Consider the following 18,175-nt stretch of genomic DNA (forward strand, 5'->3'; position numbering starts at 1 on the left):
TGCGATGCCCTTTCGGGCATCCGTCCAGTTCGCCACACCCGTCGCTGTGGGTGATTGTTAAATAGCGCAAAGAAATGATCAAAACACGACCGGCCGGGTGCGGTGGCCCGGCCGGTGGTGACGCTTCGTGCTGCTGATCTCTACTTCTGGTTGCCGCCGAACAGCTCCAGGAACTTCTTGGCGCTCTTCGGGAACGACTCGGTGAGGCTGTGCTCGCCCTGCTCCGAGTTCATGTTGAAGTAGTTGGCGTAGGCCACGTTGTTGGGGGCCCAGGTGATGTAGTCGTGCATGAACTCGATGAAGAGCGGGTCGTCGGCGCCGCCGGTGTGGTCGTAACGGTCCCACAGCCCCCACTCGGGCAGGGAGACCGGCTTGCCGTGCTCCTCGGCGAAGTCGGTCCAGAACACCAGCCCGCGGTCACCGCCGAAGATGTTCTCCTCCCAGGCCCGCGTCTGGCGCTTCTCGCGGCAGGCCTGGTTGCAGTTCGCCGGGTACGGGTAGACACCGCTGTGCAGGTCGTACACGTCCACCCCGACGTAGTCGACGTACTCGTCGCCGGGGTAGTAGTCCTCACCCGGGTTCGGGTTGTAGCCGTTGTTCACGTTCCAGTCGAACCTGAACTCCGCCCCGTCCACCGCGCTCATCGCGTCGTGGATCCTGCGGTAGAAGTCGATGTACAGGTCCGGGTCGTCCACGCCCCAGGCCCACGACTCCAGGTTGAACTCCCAGCCGATCCGCAGCACGGCGTCGCCCTGGTTGCTCGCCACCAGGTTCTCGGCGAGCGTGGTGAAGTACTGGTCGTAGTCGCCGGCGCCGCCCTTGGTCATGTACTGCTTCTTGACCTTCATCTGCTGCTTCTCCGAGACGCCCTCGGGGACGATCTCGCTGGGCAGCATGGGCACCGCGAAGACCAGCGTGTAGCCGCTGTCCTTCCACTCCGACAGCACCTTCGACGGGTTGGCGATCTGGGCCCAGGTGTCGCGCTGGCCGAAGTCCGTGGCGTAGGTGACCTTCCGGCCCATCCACTCCTCGAAGTCCTTGGTCGCGTCGGCGTCGGTGCCACTGAACACGCCCAGCCGGCCCTTCAGCGAGGCGACGGTCGCGACCGTGGTCGGGGCCGCCGTGGTGGCGGTGTTCGTGCTGCCGGACGAGCCCGCGCCGGCCTCCGTGCGGGAGCGGTACACGCTGGCCACCGCGACCAGGATCACCAGCGCCGTGACCAGGCCCAGGGTGAGGACCTGACTGCGCCGCAGGGCGATCTGGTTCGGCCGCCAGTCGCGCCAGGTCTTCTTGACCGGGCGCAGTCCCTGCGGTTGCAGCGCGCCCCGCGGGGCCGGTCCCACGCCGCGATTTCCCGTGGGGTGCGGGCTGTTCGGGTAGCCGCCCCGGTGGCCGCCGTGGTTGTGGGGGTTCGGGGGACGCCCGTGGTCACCGGCGCCGGGACGCTCGCGGTCGCCCCGTGGCCCGCGGGGCAGGGAGTCCGAGGTCGCCGCGCCGGTCAGGCGCCGTCCGCCCAGGCCCCCGGACGGTGCGTCGTCCGGCGTCCCGGCGGTCCTCCAACCGACCGTCCCGCCGGAGGGCTGCGCGTCCTTCTCGCTGATCAGACGGCGTTCGCCCAGGCTGCCGGACGCCGGGGCGCCGGTGTCGCCGGTCAGGCGCCGTCCGCCGAGCCCGCGCCGGCCCCCGAGCCCGGACGGGCGTGGGGCGAACTCGTCGTCCTGCTCGTCCTGCTCGTCCGGTGGCCCGGCCCGGCCGATCCGGCCGAGGTCGAACTCGTCGGCGACGTCGTGCGGATCCTGGTCGCGGCCCGGGAGATCGACGTTGCGGCCGTACAGCCCGCGCGGTGCCGCGCCGGGATGCTCGTCGTCGCGGTCACGACGGCTCCGCGGCGACGGGTCGGCGGCGGGCGCGGCGAACTCGTCGTCCCGGCCCAGGGGGCCCTGCACCGGTGATCCGGAACCGAATCCGGGCATGCCACGGTCTCTTCCGGCCCGGCCCCGGGGAGCGGAACCGGGACGCCCGGCGTCCCGGCCGTCGTGGTCCTCACGCCCGTCACGGGATCGCGGGTCGTGGCCGGTCGGCCCGGGGAACGGATCACGCTGCGGCGCGGGAGGTTCCGGGGAACGGCTGAACAGCCCACCGGCCGGGGAGCCAGGGTCCTGGTCCGGGCGTGCGGTGTCCCGGCCGCGGCGGCCGTGGGCGCGTGCCCCGGAGGCCTGCCCGGCAGCGGAGGCGTCGGGGCCGAACGGTTCATGCGCGGGGGCGTCCGGCCGGGAACCGGGCAGACCGGTCTCCCGGGCGGGCGGGGCGGAGCCGTCCGGCGCGTCGCCGGGCAGCGGGCGGCGACCCCGCGACGAACCCCGGCCGCTCGCCGGTGCGGCGCCTCGGCTGCCGGGCAGGTCACCGGGGGCGGGGACACCACGCGACGACGGCGCCTCGCCCCGGCGCTGGTCGCGGCGGGAGGCCGGGAACGGGTCGTCGGCCGGACCGGTCAGCGGGCCACCGAGCAGGGAGCCCGGGGGGACCGGGGTGCGCGGGCCGCCCAGGAGCGAGTCCTGGGGGGCGGGCGTGCGGGGACCACCGAGCAGCGAACCCGGGGGCACCGGCGTGTACGGGCCGCCGGGCGCGCGGTTCTGCGGCGCGTCGGTACCGGACAGCGGGGTCGCCACCGGACGTGGTCCGGGCAGCGGAGCATCCGGGTACCCACCGGAACGGCCGTGCTGGTCCGCACCTGCGGGCCCGGGCTCGGGAGAGCGGGGGTGCCGCCTGCGGCCCGGTGCGTCGTCCGTGCCCGGAAGCCCGGGAAGCGACCGGCCGGGCGCCTGCGGCCCGGGCAACTGCGGGGCCGGCCCGGGCGACCCGGCCAGGGGGATCGGGATGGACTGCGGGGTGACCGCCGACGGGCTGAAGAGTCCGGCGGGCGGGTTCTGTGGCGAGCGCCCCCGGGCCGACGGAGCCGACGGGGCCGAGACCTGCGGGACCGGAGGGACCGGTGACGGCGGGGCGGCGGGACGCGGGGGCGCCCAGGCGTCCGCCGGGCCGGCGGCGCTCGCGTCGTCGTCCCGCGGTTCGCCACCCCGGCCGCGACCCTGCGGATTCTGCGGACGGCGCGGGCCGCCGCCCGGCGCCGGAGGGGTGCCGGGGAAGCCGGGAAGGCCCGGGGCCGCGGGGGAGTCCGGGGCGACGCGGGCCGGCGGCCGGTCCTGCACCCATTCCTGCGGGGGTCCCTGGTCACCGTGGTGCCGGCTCCAGGCGAGATCACTGTGCCGGTCGCGGGACCGCTGCTCCTCCCGCGTGACGGAGGTGACGGACGGTGCGTGGCCCGAAACGGGCTGTGCGGAGCCGGATGTTGCGTCTCGTCGTCCGAAAGCGTCTGCGACGGGCGATGATGCGGGTGATGCCGGAGCGGCCTGCGGTGCGGCGGAGGGTGACGGAGGGGCGGGAGAGGTGGCAGCCCGGCGGCCGTGACCCCGGCCGTCCGCGGCGTCTTCGGGCGTGCCGGGCACCGGCGTCTCCGGAGCGGACGCCTTGCGGCGCTCCAGCTCCCGCAGCTCTCTTCGGCTGCGGGGGTGCTGATCCTGGTCCGGCACGCTCGGATGTGGCATGTCGCCGCTAGACCTCTCTGCCTTCGCTCGGCCGTCAACAGGCTTCGTCGTTCGGTGGGCGTTCCTGGGCCCGGCATCAGCGAGCGCCCCTGCACCCTACTCACTGAAAGTCGGGCGGGTCAGCCGATCACGCACATCCACCGCACGGCGTGTGACCAGGCCCACGCCACCTTCCGGTAACGTCATTGCAGGTCAGAGGCAATTCACAGTCAAATCCACAGGCCTGTGCGGCAAGTCGGAAGGTACGAACGGGCGATCGGGGCACCGTCTGCGTCACCGGTCGTGACACCTCAGGCGTCGGCGGGCATCCATTCCCGCCAGGTGTCCTCGTGCGCGTCCAGCCACTTCCGCGCGGCCTCGTCCGGTTCCGTCCCGGCGTGCAGGTCGCGGGCCACCTGGTTCTGGTCGTCGTTGGTCCACCGGAACCGCTGGATCAGCTCGGCGGCCGGGCTGCCGGAGTAGGCGAAGTCCCGGTTCTGGATCTTGTCCAGGTCGTAGGGCTGGTAGTCGCAGCGCACCGCCTCCGGGTCGGCGTCGCAGCCCGGGGTGTAGGCCGGCAGCCTGATGTTGACCAGGTCGATCTCCGAGAGCAGCCACTGCGGCGAGTAGAAGTAGCCGAGCATCGGCTCCCGGTCGGCCTCGGCGTCGCGGAACGCCTCGATCAGCGCGTCCTCGCTACCGGTGTAGACCACCTTGTAGTCCAGGCCGAGGTTCTTGATCAGCGCCTTGTCGTTGGTGACGTAGGTCGGGTCGCCGTCCAGGAACTGTCCCTGGTCGCCGCTCTCGGAGGTGCGGAAGAGGTCCGTGTACTTCTTCAGGTTGCGCCAGCTGGTGATGTCCGGGTACTCCCGGGCCATCCACGGCGGCACGTACCAGCCGATCACGCCCTTGTTCCCGGTCAGACCGGCCTCCACGGCGACCTTCTCGTTGTCGATGTACTTCTTCTTCTCCTCGTCGTGCCCCCAGTTCTCCAGGATCGCGTCGACGCTGCCGTCGGCCAGGTGCTGCCACGAGTCCGATTCGGCCTCGGTCCTCACCCGCACGTCGCAGCCCAGCTCGGTGCGGGCCAGGTACCGGATCACGGCGAGGTTGGCCTGGTAGCCGACCCAGGGGTTCTCGGCCAGGGTGACGGTGCCGCACGCCTGCGGCCGCACCCCCGGCGCCGCGACCACCTCCGGCGCGGGCGAGCCGCAGGCACTCAGGGCCAGCAGCCCGGCCCCGGCCAGCAGCAGGGCCCGCCGGGCCCGGCCGGTCACGGTGTTCACGGTGGTCACGGTCTCTCCTCGTGCTGAACAGACAATGGGGGACGACGAACTGCCCGGCTCGCGCTCGGCGTCAGTACGCCGCGGCCTGCTCGGCCAGGCGGCGGGCGAGGACCTCCTCGGTGAGCGCGACCAGCACGCCCTTCACCGACTCCCGGCGCCGCGCGTCGCAGGGCACCAGCGGCACCAGGCCGTCGACGCCCAGCGCCTCGCGCACCTCCTCCAGCTCGAACTGCCGGGTGCCCTGGAACTGGTTGACGGCCACCAGGAACGGCACCCGGTGTTCCTCGAAGTAGTCGATGGCCGGGAAGCAGTCCTCGATCCGGTTGGTGTCGAGCAGCACCACCGCGCCGAGGGCCCCCTCCACCAGGTCGTCCCAGAGAAAGGCGTAGCGGTCCTGCCCGGGCGTGCCGAACAGGTACAGGCGCAGCGCCTCGTCCAGGCTGATCCGGCCGAAGTCGAGGGCGACCGTGGTGGTCACCTTGCCGGGGACCGGGTCGCGGTTGTCGATGCCGACCGACTCGTCGGTCATGTCGGCCTCGGTGAGCAGCGGCTCGATCTCCGAGATCGACCCGACGAAAGTGGTCTTGCCGACGCCGAAACCGCCACTGATGACGATCTTGACGGAGATCGGCGCGACGGCACCGCCGCTGCCGCCCACGGGCCGGTCATAGAGCGCGGACACGATCCCGGATCCTCTCGATCAGCTGTATCGACAGCTCTTCGCGTTCGGTGACGACCACCGACCCGTCGGCGACGAGATCGGACACCAGCACCCGGGCCACCCCGAAGGGCACCCGCAGCGCCGCCGAGATCTCGGCCAGCGAGGTGGGTTCCCGGCACAGCTGCACGATCTGCCGGTGCTCGAAACGCAGGGCGCCCGAGGCGAACCGGGTGCGGGCGTGGATCAGCGTCTCGACCCGCAGGCCGTCCTGCGCCGGGCGGGTGCGCCCGCCGGTGAGCAGGAACGGCCGGATCACCATGTCGTCGGCGGCGTCCGTGCCGTCGTTCGTGCCGTCCGGATCGTGCTCCGGCGCCCGTGAGGGCACCGGAGCGGCGACCGGTGGCGGGCCCGCCGCCCGCCTGCCCGTCTGCCCCGGTCGCTCGTTCATCGGGGCAGATGCTGCCGCGACTCGGAGATCAGGGACGGCGTCAGCAGCGGGCCGAAACGCTCGGCCAGCGAGGCGATCTCGTAGCCGATCAGGCCCAGGTCGCAGTCGCCCTCGGCGACCACCCCGAGGCAGCTGCCGCCGGCGATCGCCGAGACCAGCAGGAAGCCCCGGTTCATCTCGATCATCACCAGCTTCAGCCCGTCGAAGTCGTACCGCCGGGCGGCGGAGCGCCCCAGACTCGACAGGCTGGAGACGATCGCGGCCAGGTGGTCGGCCTCGGTGCGGGTCAGGCCGTCGGAGCTGGCGATCAGCAGCCCGTCCGACGACACCGCCACGGCCTCCCGGACGCCGTCGGTCTGGTGCACGAAATTGCCCAGAAGCCAGCCGAACTGGTGCCTGTCGGTATGCGTGTGGACGCTCATCCCTCGCTCATTCCTGCTGACTCCTCTGACGGGTGGTCGGAGCTTGCGCGGCCCGGCCGATCGGCCTGCCCACGGCGCATCCCTGCGCGCAGGGCGGTCAGCCGGGCGCTGACGTCGGCGGGGGAGTCGGCCATGGCCCGCTGCGGGACCGGCTGCTGCCCCCGGGCCGCCGCGTCCAGGTCGATGACCCGCCGGTTGGTGCGCCCGCCACCCGGACCGCTCTGCCGCTGGGTGCGGGGAACCCGCTTGCGCAGCCCGTTCTGGGTGCGCTCGGTGGCCGGGCCGCCGCCGGAAGCGCCGGCGGTGCCGGGCCGGCCGGCGGTACCGAACGGGTCGGTGGTGCCAGGCCGGTCGGTGGTGCCGGGCCGGTCGGTGGTGCCGGGCCGGGCGTCGCGCCGGGTCAGTCCGGCCGGTGAGCCGAGGCCGGCCGGACCGCCGAGATCGACCGGACCGCCGAGATCGGCCGGGCCATTGAGGCCGGTTTGGCCGTTGAGATCGGCTGGGCCGTTGGGCTGGTCGGAGGTCTGGCCGGGGCGGTGGTGGGGAGCCTGTCCGGGACGCAACGATCCGCCCGGACGGGCCGAGCCGGCCGGTGGGGTGGCCGGGCCCGCCGGCGGGAACACGTGATCGACACCGCGGGGGATCCGGGGGGCGGCTCCGGCCGGCGCGTCGCCCGCTCCGGTGCCCGGCCGGGCGGGCCGGTCCCTGCTCCACGAAACCGGGCGCAGTGGGCCGATTCCCGCGGCCGGTGTGGTCAGGTCGCCCGGTGAGTCATGCGACACGTCACCGGGTACGTCGCTCACCGTGTCACCTGGCACGGCACCCGGAACGCCGCCCGGCAGGTCACTCGGGGCGTCACCCGGTGCCTCACCCGGCAGGTGGCTCGGGGCGTCGCCCGGTGCGCCGTCGGGACGCTGCCCGAACTGGTGGGCGAACAGGTCACCCGGCTTGGCCCAGCGCGGGGTGCCGGCGATCTGGTCCGGCGCGGTGAGCCCGGCCGTGGTGCCCGTCGTCCCCAGGCCGGTGGGCAGGCCGTTCGGGTCGGTGTCCACCCGGTGCGCCGGCGAGGGCCGCGACGAGGTCACCGAGTCGATCGGGCCGGACGTGCTCTCGAACTCGGGCTCGATCACCGGCAGCCCGCCCGAGGCCGGGCCCGTTCTCGGCCCGGCGGCGGGCCCGACGTCGCGCACCTGCGCGTCGTGGATGTCCTGGAGATCGTCCATCGGGCCGAAACCGCCCGGCAGGGTGCCCGGTTCGGGGGCCCGTCGTCCGGCGGTTCGGGTCTGTGGCACGCCGCGGAGCCCGGCCGCGTGCTCGTCGTCCACCAGTTCGCGTGGGTCGTCGGGCACCCCGTCACCCAGGTGGTGCAGGTCGTGCAGGTCGTCGACCCCGGTCAGCCGGGGCAGGGCGAGCAGGCCGGCCTGCCGTGCGCCGTCCGCCGGGCCGCCGAGCGACTGCACCTCCACCGACAGCGACGTGGCCAGGAGCGAGGCGGGCAGCGTGACCCGGGCGGTCACCCCGGTGACCGGGGAGGGCAGCAGCTCGACGTGAACACCGGTGTCCCGGGCCAGCTTCCCGACCACGAAGTGCCCGAGGAACCGGGTCGGCGCGGCGATGAAGTCGCCCTCACCGCGCAGCCGGCTGTTGGCGACGCGCAGCTCCTCGGGGTTCATCCCGACGCCCTGGTCGGTGACGGCGATCAGGTAGCCGTCGGACACCCGGCGGCCCTGCACCTCGACCTCGCTGTCCGGCGGGGAGAAGGTCAGGCCGTTCTCGATCAGCTCGGACAGCAGGTGCGCGACCGACCCGATGGCGCTGCCCAGCACGTTGGCGTCGTCCACCCGGCGCAGCGCCACCCGGCGGTACTCCTCCACCTCGGACACCGCGGCCCGGATCACGTCGGCCACCGGCACGGACTGCGACCAGGTGCGCGGGCTGGCCGCGTCGACCAGCACCAGCAGGCTGGAGGCGTTGCGCCGCATGCGGGTGGCCAGGTGGTCCAGCTCGAACAGGTTGGCCAGGGCGTTCGGGTCGACCTCCTCACGCTCCAGCGAGGTGATGAAGCCGAGCTGGCGCCGGATCAGGTTCTGGTTGCGGCGGCCCAGGTTGGCCAGCGACTCGATGGTGTCGCGCCGCTGGACCGCCTGCTCGGTGGCCAGGTCGTAGGCGGCGGTCTGGAGGTGGTCCAGAGCGCCTGCCACGGAACGGATCTCGTCGGTCGCCCGGTCGGGCACCCGGACCGGCTCGGGACGCTGCGGCGGGTTGGCCGGATCGGTGGTCTGGGCCCGGCGCACCGCCTCGGGCAGCCGGTTGGCGGCCAGGTCGTCGGCCTCGGCGGCCAGCGCGGCCAGCGGCCGGGTGATCGACAGCGACGCCAGGGCGGACAGGTACACCGAGCCGGCGAAACAGATCAGCACGGCCACCAGCAGCAGCCCGATCCGCTGGGCGGAGCCCTGTTGCAGGTCGTGCGCGCGCACCTGGATCTGCGACCCGACGTGCTGTTCCAGCTGGTTGGCGTCGGCCAGCAGGGTGCCCATGCCGGACCACCAGGACTGCGGGTTCACGGTCAGGTGGCGGCCGTCGCCGGCCTCCAGCGCGGTCTGCTCGAACGACTGCACCACCTGCGCGGCACCGGTGGAGAAGATGAACGCCAGCGACTGCTTCTGCGGGCCGGTGGCGTACTCGCCGAACTGGTCCAGCGAGTACTGGTAGCGGGCGCGCATGTCGGCCAGCCGCACGAACTCGTCACCGCTGAAACCACCGGCCGAGTAGACGCCGTTGAGGAAGGCGCGTTCCTGGGACAGGCCCTCGATCGCGTGCTGGAGCGCGCGGAAGGCGGTCAGGCCCTGGCGCAGCTGCGGGTCGCTGTTGTTGCCCAGGCCCAGGTCGATGTCGGCCAGCGCCGCGATCCGCTCGGTGTAGTACTCGAAAGTGGCCGCGCGCTGGGCATTGTCGACGTCCTTGCCGGTGTCGGTGGCGGACCGGATGGCGGGCAGGCCGTCGAGCTGGCCGAGCGCCGCGTCCACCCGGGCCTGCTCCCCGGAGCCGCCGCCGACCAGGCCCTGCACCACCCGGCGCTGGGCGTCGACCTGCGTGCGGGCGGGGGCCAGCTCGGGGGTGAAACTGCTGTTGCCGCCCTGCACCGCGGCGGTCACACCACGTTCGGTCTGGAGGGAGGTGACAAGCCGCTGCATCTCCATCGACAGGGTGACGGCGTCGGAGGTGGCGGCCGAGTCGCGGTAGTAGCCGATCTGCTGCGCCGAGAGCAGGCCCAGCAGAAGCAGAATCACCACGGCGGGCAGGGCCAGGATGCGGGCCACCCGGCGTCCGACGGTGCTGCCCCCGGGCCGCCGGAGCGAGCCCCGGGCAGGTCCCCGGGCCGGGTGACGTGGCTCGGGGAAGGCCGGGGCCGCCGGATCGCGGCCCGGTCGGCCGGAGCCCAGTTGCGCCGGCTCGTGCTGCACCGCTGTCAACGGTTCCTCCGGTGGCGAGTGAAGACCCGTCAACCGGTTTCCCGGATACGGGCCGCGCGTACGAGAGTTTCGTCTGGCCGCCCGGCCTGGGCCGGGAATGTACCAGAGAATCCGCCTCTGGTTCGTAGCTGTGCGTAAGGGAGCAGTCGCGGCTGGATGTACTTAACCAGTCCTTCGCGCCGGTGAACAGTGAAATGGCGGAATTCGTTGACAGAACGCGATTCTGGTAGCGCTCCGGGTGGTCGACCGGGGCTGGGGGGATTCGTGACGCCTTGGATAACCTCATGTTTCGACTGGGTGGAAAGTTCAATGACGCTGATCCCGTCGTCATTAATTGCGGATTTCACCGGGGTAGATTTCGGTCATTCGAAAATCGTCGGAAACGCGCGATGCGACGACGGTGCAACGCGTGTTGTCGGATGTGACTGGTGTTAGTTGCGGGAAAAGTCGACCGCAACTCTCGGTCAAAATCCGAACGACGCTTTTTCGGAAATTGCCGAACGGGGTGGGCGGTTCGTTATCGGCCGGCCCGGGGGCGAGGCCACCGCGACTGTGGGTGACGGAGGCAACACGCGCCGGGTGGTGCGGGCGGGGGATGGTGGGGCAGGGTCCGGGAGGGGTTCCGGTTCTGACGCCACTTCGGGCGCCAGGCCGGTGTGAAAACAAAAGGACGCCCCGTGGACGTCCGGTTGCTGCCGTCCGGGTGTGGTCAGGGCCGGTCGGGAACGACCAGGCCGGACTCGTAGGCCAGCACGACCGCCTGCACCCGGTCGCGCAGGTTCAGCTTGGACAGGATGCGCCCCACGTGGATCTTCACCGTGCCCTCGCTCAGGTGGAGCTCCCCGGCGATCTCCCGGTTCGAGCGGGCCGCGGCCACCAGCAGGAACACCTCCCGCTCGCGCTCGGTCAGCCCGGCCAACACGGTGTCGGCCGGCCGGGGGCGCTCGGCCGCCGGGTCGCCGTGCGGGAGCAGGGTGACCAGGCGGCTGATCAGCCGGGTGGTGGTGCTGGGCGCCAGTACCGACTCACCGCCCGCCACCGTGCGGATGGCCGCGATCAGCTCGTCGGTCGGCGCGTCCTTCAGCAGGAAGCCGCTCGCCCCGGCGCGCAGCCCGGCGTACACGTACTCGTCCACGTCGAAGGTGGTGAGGATCAGCACCCGGGCCCGGGGGTCGGCCGCGATGATCGCCTCGGTCGCCGAGATGCCGTCCATGCCGGGCATTCTCACGTCCATCAGAACGATGTCGGGATGCAGGCGGGCGGCCATGGTGACGCCGGTGCGGCCGTCGCCGGCCTCACCGACCACGGTCATGTCGTCCTCGGCGTCGAGGATCATCCGGAACCCCATGCGCAGCAGCTGCTGATCGTCGACGAGGAGCACGCTGATCACGGCGCCACCCTTCCGCTCACGGCTCGCCCCGGGCCGTGCCGAGCCCGATGAATGCCGAAACCCGCCATCCGGCCGGGCTTCTCGGCCCCGACTCTACCTCACCGTGATATGACAGCACCCGTTCGCGCATGCCGGTCAGGCCCCGCCCACCGCCGCGCTCGGGAGCCGGCGTCGCGCGCCGCCCGCCACCGTCGTCCTCGATCGTGACCGTGATCCCCTCCGGTGCCAGGGCCATCCGCACGCTCGCGGTCGCGCCCGGCCCGGCGTGCTTCATCGTGTTGGTGAGGGCCTCCTGCACCAGTCGGTACACGGTCAGCTGCAACCCGGGCCCGAGAGCCCCGTACTCGTCCACGTCCTGGCCCGGGCCGGCCGACGAACCGGTGACCTGGAACGTCACCGGCAGCCCGGCCGCCCGCACCCGTTCCACCAGGGTGTCGAGACCGTGCAGGTCAGGCATCGGTTCCCGGTCGGCGTCGTCGGGCCGGCCGGCGCCCACCCCGCCGCCCCCGCCGCTGCCCCCGGCCGGCTCACCCGTGGGGGCGGTGCCGTTCAGCACCCGCCGGGTCTCGGCCAGTGCCTGTCGTCCGGTCGCCGACACCTGGCGCATCACCTCGGCGGCCTGCTCGGGGGAGCGTACCGCGGTCCGTGCCGCCGCGTCCGACAGCGTCACCACCACGGTCAGGTGGTGGGCGACGATGTCGTGCAGCTCGCGGGTCATCCGGGCCCGCTCGGTGGCCACCGCCAGTTCGTGTTGCTGGTCGCGCTCGCGCTCGGCGCGGGCGGCCCGGTCGCGCAGCTCGGCCAGGTAGCTGCGCCGGGTGCCGGTCCACAGCCCCAGCCCGAGGGCGCCGGCCGTGGCCGCGGTGCTGAACACCAGCGATCCGGCCACCGGGGCGGCGGCGCCGGCCGTCAGCGCGAGGATGTACACCGCGTCCAGGGCCACCGCCGCGAACGCGGCCCGCACCCGGGACTCCTGGGCCGCCACCGTGTACAGCGCGATCAGCAGGGCGATGTTCGGGTTGTTCACCTCGCTCCACACCGGCAGCGAGCCGAAAAGCAGCACCAGCACCAGGAAGACCGGTCCCGGGTAGCGCCGGCGCAGGACCAGCGGCAGGCAGACCAGCATCTCCACCGCCGCGGCCCGGCCGCTGATCGGTGGCGCGTCGGCGCGCAGCACCACCGTCGACATCGAGAACACGGTGATGAGCGCGTCGAACGCCCACTGCCGCCGGGTGAGCGACCGTGGGTGTTCGGCGGGCCGGGTCATGGTGGCCATCCCATCAGAGACCGGCGCTCAGACGTCCGTGCGCCGCAGCCGCCAGGCCGCCACCGCGACCAGCACCACGGCGTAGGCGCAGAACACCAGCGCGCCGGTGCCCGGCGAGAGGGAGCCGTCCCCGCCGCCGGTGCCGAACATCGCCTGCCCGGCCGAGCTCGGCAGGTACTTCACCAGGTCGCCGGAGACCGACGCCGGCAGCAGCGAGACCAGCGGCGGGATCACCAGGAACACCGCGACCAGGGTGGAGATGCCGGCCGCGGTGGTGCGCAGCAGGGCGCCCAGGGCCATGGCCACGATGCCGGCCACGGTGAGGTAGAAGGCCAGGCCGAACACCGCCCGCAGGGCGTCGCCGTCGGTGATCGGCACGCTGAGCCCGTGGCCGGAGACGACGGCCTGGGAGACGAAGAAGGCGGCGAACGAGGAGATCAGGGTGACCACGAACGTCACCGCCGAGAACACCGCCAGCTTCGCCCAGAGCACCGGCAGCCGCCGGGGGACGACGGTCAGGCTGGCCCGGATCATCCCGGTGGTGTACTCGCCGGTGATCATCAGCACCGCCAGGACGCCCGTGGCGAGCTGGGCGAAGGTGCTGCCGGAGGTGGCCAGCGCGACCGGGTCGAGGCTCGCCCGGGTGGCCTCGTCGAGGCTGTCCCACTGGCTCATCGTGACCGAGCCGATCAGCGCGCTGAGCCCGACCAGCAGCACGACGCCGGCGGCCAGCGTCCACAGGCTGGAGCGGACCGAGCGGAACTTGATCCACTCCGAGTGGATCACCCGGGCCTGGGTGACCCGGATCCCGGTGGTACCGGTGGGGGCGGTGCGGACGAGGGGCGTGGCGGTCATGCCGGGATCTCCTGCTTCTGCGCGTCCTGCTGGTCCAGACCGGTGACGCCGGTGTCGCGGTACTCCACCGCGTCGTGGGTGAGCTGCATGAACGCCTCCTCCAGCGAGGCGGCGCGGCGGGTCAGCTCGGACAGCGGCAGGCCGGCCCGCCAGGCCGCCAGGCCGATCTCCTCGGCGGTCAGCCCGCTCACCTCCAGCACACCCTCGGCGTCGCTGGTCACGGTGACGCCAGGACGCAGCAGCACGTCACGCAGCCGGGCGGCCTCCGGCGAGCGCACCAGCACGCCGTTGCCGGCGGCCCGGGACACGAACTCGTCCACGGTGGTGTCGGCGATCAGCTGCCCGCGCCCGACCACCACCAGACGGGACGCGGTCTGCGCCATCTCGCTCATCAGGTGCGAGGACACGAACACCGTGCGGCCCTGCGCGGCCAGCGCCTTGAGCAGGTTCCGGATCCACAGCACGCCCTCCGGGTCGAGGCCGTTCACCGGCTCGTCCAGGATGACGACGCGCGGGTCGCCGAGTAGGGCGGAGGCCACGCCGAGGCGCTGGCCCATGCCGAGCGAGAACCCGCCCACCCGCCTGGACGCGACCTGGCCCAGGCCGACCATCTCGATCACCTGGTCGACGCGGCGGGCCGGGATGCCGTTGGTGGCGGCCAGCGCCAGCAGGTGGTGACGGGCCGAGCGACCGGTGTGCACGGCCTTGGCCTCCAGCAGGATGCCGAGCTCGGACATCGGCGCGGCGGCCCGGCGGTAGTCGGCGCCGTTGACCCGCACCCGGCCGGAGGTGGGCTCGTCGAGGCCGGCGATCATCCGCATCGTGGTGGACTTGCCGGCGCCGTTCGGGCCGAGGAACCCGGTCACGGTGCCCGGTTCGACGGTGAAGGTCAGATCGGCCACGGCGACCTTGTCGCCGTACTCCTTGCGCAGGTTCTCGACTTCGATCATGGTGACGAGCCTAGGAATCCGGGGCCCGGCGCGAATCTGCCCGACGGCTCGACCCGCGGCGCGGTGCGTAGGGCTGCCGATGGACGACGATAGGCCGCGAGAGGGACTCCCGGCACCGGTGGCCCGCCGGGGATATGCCTTTCGGCATAGGCGGGCCGGGAACGCGTGGGCATCAGGCGGTGCCCCGGTGGTGGCGTCCCGGATGCGCCCGCCCGCGAACCATCCGGAGCCTGCCGGCCTGTCTGCCTGCCGGCCTGCCAACCTGTCTGTCTGCCTGCCTGCCTGTCTGCTGGCCTGCCTGCCGGCCTGTCTGCCGTGTCGTCTGCCGGGGCGTGGCCGGTTGTCTTCTGCGTTTTGACACCGGCATGGCCGTCTGGCTGGTGTCAAAACTGGAGAAAGGCCCCTGCCCTCGGCGCCCGCCACGGTCGGTCGTGGGGTGCGGTAGGTGATGTGAAGGGAGGCAGAGGTGAGGTGGGGTGAGGTGAGGTGGAGGCGAGGTGAGGTGGAGGCGAGGTGGGGTGTGGCGAGGTGGGGTGAGGCGCGGCGGGGTGGAGACGCGGTGGGGGAGGCGTGATGCGGTGTGGCAAGGCATCACAGTGGGAGGGCATCACGGCGGGGGAGGACGGGTCGGCGCGGGGGGCGTACGCGGAGCACCCGGTACGTGCCTGAGCGTCGACCGGCTGTTCACCGGACCGGCCGGGCCGGGTCAGCGGACGGCGGCCCAGGTGCTGGTGAGCCAGGGCAGGGCGATGGCGACGGTGGGCACGGCGATGAGGGCGAGTGCCCCCGTGTAGACCGCGGCGGCCAGGCCGGGTGGGGCGATCGAGACCGGGGCGTCGGCCAGGCGGCGCAGCCGGGGGAGTACCCCGAGTGCGGTGACCTCGGAAAGGTTTTCGTCGTCCACTGTTGTGTCACTGGTGCCGGGCGCTGGTGAACGTGGCGAACGGGACGGGGGCGACGCGGAGGCCGGTGGGGCGATGGGGCTGGCCGGACTGCTCAGGGCGGTGGTGCTGCCCATCGTGGCCAGGGCGGCGATCAGCGGGGCGGGGCCGTGCAGGCGGCGGGCGGCGTCGTCGGCGAGCAGCTCGACCAGCACGGCGGTCTGCTCCAGCGCGGCCTGGGTGCCGGCCCGGCGCCCGGCCGCCTCGTAGAGCACGGTGAAGAACTCCAGCAGCAGGTCGTGCCGGGCCCGCAGGTGCGCGCGCTCGTGCTCGATCACGGCCGCGACCTGCTCCGGGGTGAGGTCGCGCAGGGCCGCGTCGCTGATCACCACGCGGGCGTGGCGGCCCGGAAGGCAGTAGGCGTAGGCGGCCTCACCGTGGGAGAGCACGCGCACGTCGTGGCCGGCGTCGGCGGAGGCCGGGCCCGCGTCGTCCGTGAGACCCGACTTCGCCAGCAGGTCGACCAGGTCGCGGTGCCGGCTGCGGTGACGGCGCAGCCGCCGGGCCACCTGGATGCCCACGTAGTTCAGCTTGACCAGGGCGACCACGGTGAGCACCAGCAGCACACCGGCCAGGCCGAGGTGCACCAGGCCGAGCAGGTCGAGGCGCCGCACGCCCTGCCCGGCGCCGGGCACGAACAGCCCGAAGGCCAGGGCCTGGACGGTGGCGAGCGACGCGCCGAACACCGCGAGCAGCGCGGCGACGGCCACGGCCTGCCACAGCACCACGGCGGCGCGGGGCACGGTCGCGAGCCGGCGGGCCCGCGCCAGTGCGGCCGGAACCGGCCAGATCAGCGTGATCGCGAGCAGCCAGAGCCAGGCCGCGGTGGTCACGGAGCGCGTTCCGGGGTGGTGCTCGCACTCAGCGCGGCCTTGAGCAGCTCGGTCTCGTTGGCGGTCATCCGGCCGACGAAGTGCAGCAGCGCGGCCTGCCGGGCCTGGGCCCCACCGACGTCGCCCAGGGCGTCCATCATCAGTTCCGCGGCCATCTGCTCCCGCGACTCCGAGGCCGAGTACAGGTGCGCCTTGCCGAGTTTCGTCTGCTGCGCCAGGCCCTTTTTCGCCAGCCGCTGGAGCACCGTCATCACGGTGGTGTAGGCCACCTCGCGCTGTTCACCCAGGGCCGCGTGCACGTCCCGCACCGTCATCGGTGCAGGTGCGGCCCACAGGCAGTCCATGACGTCGCGTTCGAGATGACCCAGACTCACCCGGCCATCCTACCGCCGGTGACCGTCTCGTACGAGGCTGTGTCGTACGTCCCTCCGTCGTACGACGATCGGTCGTACTACACTCTGTCGTAGGTGGACCGGAAGGGTTCATCGTCCCGGTCCACAGCGCCGCTGGTCCTCACGCCCCGTCCGGCGCGGACATCGGCATTCAGGAGGGTCCAGCTCATGGACGTCACGGATCTCGCGAGACTCCAGTTCGCGGTGACGACCGTCTACCACTACCTGTTCGTGCCCCTGTCGATGAGCCTGTCGCTGCTCACCGCCGGGTTCCACACCGCCTGGCTACGCACCCGGCACGAGCATCTCAAGCAGGTCACCGTGCTGTGCGGGCAGCTGCTGCTGATCACCTTCGCCGTCGGCGTGGTCACCGGGCTCGTGCAGGAGTTCCAGTTCGGCCTGTCGTGGAGCAGTTTCGCGCGCTTCTACGGCGACGTGTTCGGCCCCACCCTGGCGATCGAGGGCATGCTCGCCTTCTTCCTCGAGGCCACCTTCCTCGGCCTGTGGTTCTTCGGCTGGGACCGGCTGCCGCGTGGCGTCCACCTGGCCACCATCTGGATCGTGGCGATCGGCACCCAGCTGTCGGCGTTCATCATCCTGTCGGCCAACTCGTTCATGCAGAACCCGATCGGCTACTCGATCGACGCCGAGACCGGCCGGGCCGAGCTGAACGACTTCTCCACCCTGCTGTTCAACAAGCTCAACCTGGCCGCCTACCCGCACGCCGCCACCGGCGCCCTGATGACCGGCGGCGCGCTGCTGCTGGCCGTCTCGGTCTGGAACCAGCTGCGGCGTCCCTCGTCGATCGGCTCCGACCGGGCCGCCGTCCGGGTGATGGGCCGGGTCGGGGCCTGGGTGATGGTGGTCGCCGGGGCCGGCACCGCGATCACCGGCGACCGCCTCGGCGTCGTCATCACCGAGGTGCAGCCGATGAAGATGGCCGCCGCGGAAGCGCTCTACAGCACCACCACCGGCGCGCCCTTCTCGCTGTTCTCCTACGCCGGGCCGGGCGAGGCCGAGCCGTCGATCAAGATCGACATCCCCGGCCTGCTGTCGTTCCTGGCCACCCACAACTTCCACGGCACCGTGCAGGGCATCAACGACCTCCAGGCGCAGTACGTGCAGCAGTACGGCGACGGCAACTACGTGCCCTGGGTGCCGGTCGCGTTCTGGTCGTTCCGGCTGATGATCGGCGTCGGCATGACCGCCGCCGCGCTCGCCGCCCTGTATCTGCTCGTCACCCGCAAGGACCGTGACCTGCCCGCCTTCCTGCACACGCCGCGGCTGCGCCCGGTGGCGGTGCTCGTGCCCGTCGTCATCGGCCTGATGCCGCTCGCCGCCAACGCGATCGGCTGGATCTTCACCGAGACCGCCCGTCAGCCGTGGCTCGCGTTCGGCCTCTTCAAGACCGGGGACGGCGTGAGCTCCGGACTGACCGCGGCCGAGGTCGTCATCTCGCTGGTCGGGTTCACGCTGGTCTACGGCGTGCTCGCCGTGGTCTGGGTGCGGTTGCTGTGCCGTCTCGTGCGCTCGGGCCCCGGCGCGGAGCATGCCGGCCACGGTGGCGACCACGGTGACGATCACGCTGACGGCCACGGTGACCCGCACGCGTCCTCCCCCGACCCCGGGGCGGCCGACCGGCTCGCCCTCACGTACTGAAAGGCCAGGAACCG

13 protein-coding genes are annotated in these 18,175 nt (G+C 72.5%); 1 reads left to right on the forward strand and 12 read right to left on the reverse strand.

The features are described from left to right. Window positions 1-140: 140 nt before the first annotated feature. The 12 genes from KIH74_RS38845 to KIH74_RS23145 form a co-directional block, all read right to left on the reverse strand. Window positions 141-3,209 carry a glycosyl hydrolase gene (locus tag KIH74_RS38845; RefSeq protein WP_214158216.1) on the reverse strand — a complete coding sequence of 1,023 codons (3,069 nt, stop codon included), beginning with the start codon at window positions 3,207-3,209 and terminating at the stop codon, window positions 141-143. Between the two features lie 686 nt (window positions 3,210-3,895). Further along, window positions 3,896-4,870: an ABC transporter substrate-binding protein gene (locus KIH74_RS23095; RefSeq protein WP_372492119.1), complete on the reverse strand. Its 975-nt coding sequence runs from the start codon at window positions 4,868-4,870 to the stop codon at window positions 3,896-3,898. Window positions 4,871-4,940: 70 nt separating this feature from the next. Beyond that, on the reverse strand, window positions 4,941-5,528 hold the full coding sequence (locus KIH74_RS23100) for a GTP-binding protein (protein ID WP_372492120.1): 588 nt from the start codon (window positions 5,526-5,528) through the stop codon (window positions 4,941-4,943). Window positions 5,529-5,535: 7 nt separating this feature from the next. Continuing rightward, on the reverse strand, window positions 5,536-5,979 hold the full coding sequence (locus KIH74_RS23105) for a DUF742 domain-containing protein (protein WP_214158218.1): 444 nt from the start codon (window positions 5,977-5,979) through the stop codon (window positions 5,536-5,538). After that, window positions 5,976-6,401: a roadblock/LC7 domain-containing protein gene (locus tag KIH74_RS23110; protein ID WP_214158219.1), complete on the reverse strand. Its 426-nt coding sequence runs from the start codon at window positions 6,399-6,401 to the stop codon at window positions 5,976-5,978. Before KIH74_RS23110 ends, KIH74_RS23105 begins: the two co-directional genes overlap by 4 nt. Beyond that, window positions 6,398-9,865 carry a sensor histidine kinase gene (locus KIH74_RS23115; protein WP_308113988.1) on the reverse strand — a complete coding sequence of 1,156 codons (3,468 nt, stop codon included), beginning with the start codon at window positions 9,863-9,865 and terminating at the stop codon, window positions 6,398-6,400. Before KIH74_RS23115 ends, KIH74_RS23110 begins: the two co-directional genes overlap by 4 nt. Window positions 9,866-10,583: 718 nt before the next feature. Further along, the gene (locus KIH74_RS23120) at window positions 10,584-11,264 is read right to left on the reverse strand and encodes a response regulator (RefSeq protein WP_214158221.1); all 681 of its coding nucleotides are present in this window, start codon (window positions 11,262-11,264) and stop codon (window positions 10,584-10,586) included. 16 nt (window positions 11,265-11,280) lie between these two features. Beyond that, a complete protein-coding gene (locus KIH74_RS23125; RefSeq protein WP_214158222.1) occupies window positions 11,281-12,531 on the reverse strand; it encodes a sensor histidine kinase in 1,251 nt (416 codons plus the stop codon). Window positions 12,532-12,558: 27 nt separating this feature from the next. After that, complete coding sequence (locus KIH74_RS23130) at window positions 12,559-13,386, reverse strand: ABC transporter permease (protein WP_214158223.1); 828 nt, start codon at window positions 13,384-13,386, stop codon at window positions 12,559-12,561. Further along, complete coding sequence (locus KIH74_RS23135; RefSeq protein ID WP_214158224.1) at window positions 13,383-14,336, reverse strand: ABC transporter ATP-binding protein; 954 nt, start codon at window positions 14,334-14,336, stop codon at window positions 13,383-13,385. Before KIH74_RS23135 ends, KIH74_RS23130 begins: the two co-directional genes overlap by 4 nt. Before the next feature lie 706 nt (window positions 14,337-15,042). Next, window positions 15,043-16,110 (reverse strand): M56 family metallopeptidase, encoded by a 1,068-nt coding sequence (locus KIH74_RS38850; protein WP_214158225.1) that lies wholly within the window; start codon window positions 16,108-16,110, stop codon window positions 15,043-15,045. Then, window positions 16,107-16,484: a BlaI/MecI/CopY family transcriptional regulator gene (locus KIH74_RS23145; protein ID WP_308113965.1), complete on the reverse strand. Its 378-nt coding sequence runs from the start codon at window positions 16,482-16,484 to the stop codon at window positions 16,107-16,109. Before KIH74_RS23145 ends, KIH74_RS38850 begins: the two co-directional genes overlap by 4 nt. Window positions 16,485-16,670: 186 nt before the next feature. Here KIH74_RS23145 and KIH74_RS23150 point away from each other — a divergent pair, with 186 nt between their 5' ends. After that, entirely contained in the window at window positions 16,671-18,161 is a 1,491-nt protein-coding gene (locus tag KIH74_RS23150) for a cytochrome ubiquinol oxidase subunit I (RefSeq protein ID WP_214158226.1), read from the forward strand. The last annotated feature ends 14 nt before the right edge of the window (window positions 18,162-18,175 follow it).

Source organism: Kineosporia corallincola, from assembly GCF_018499875.1.
Taxonomy (GTDB): Bacteria; Actinomycetota; Actinomycetes; order Actinomycetales; family Kineosporiaceae; genus Kineosporia; species Kineosporia corallincola.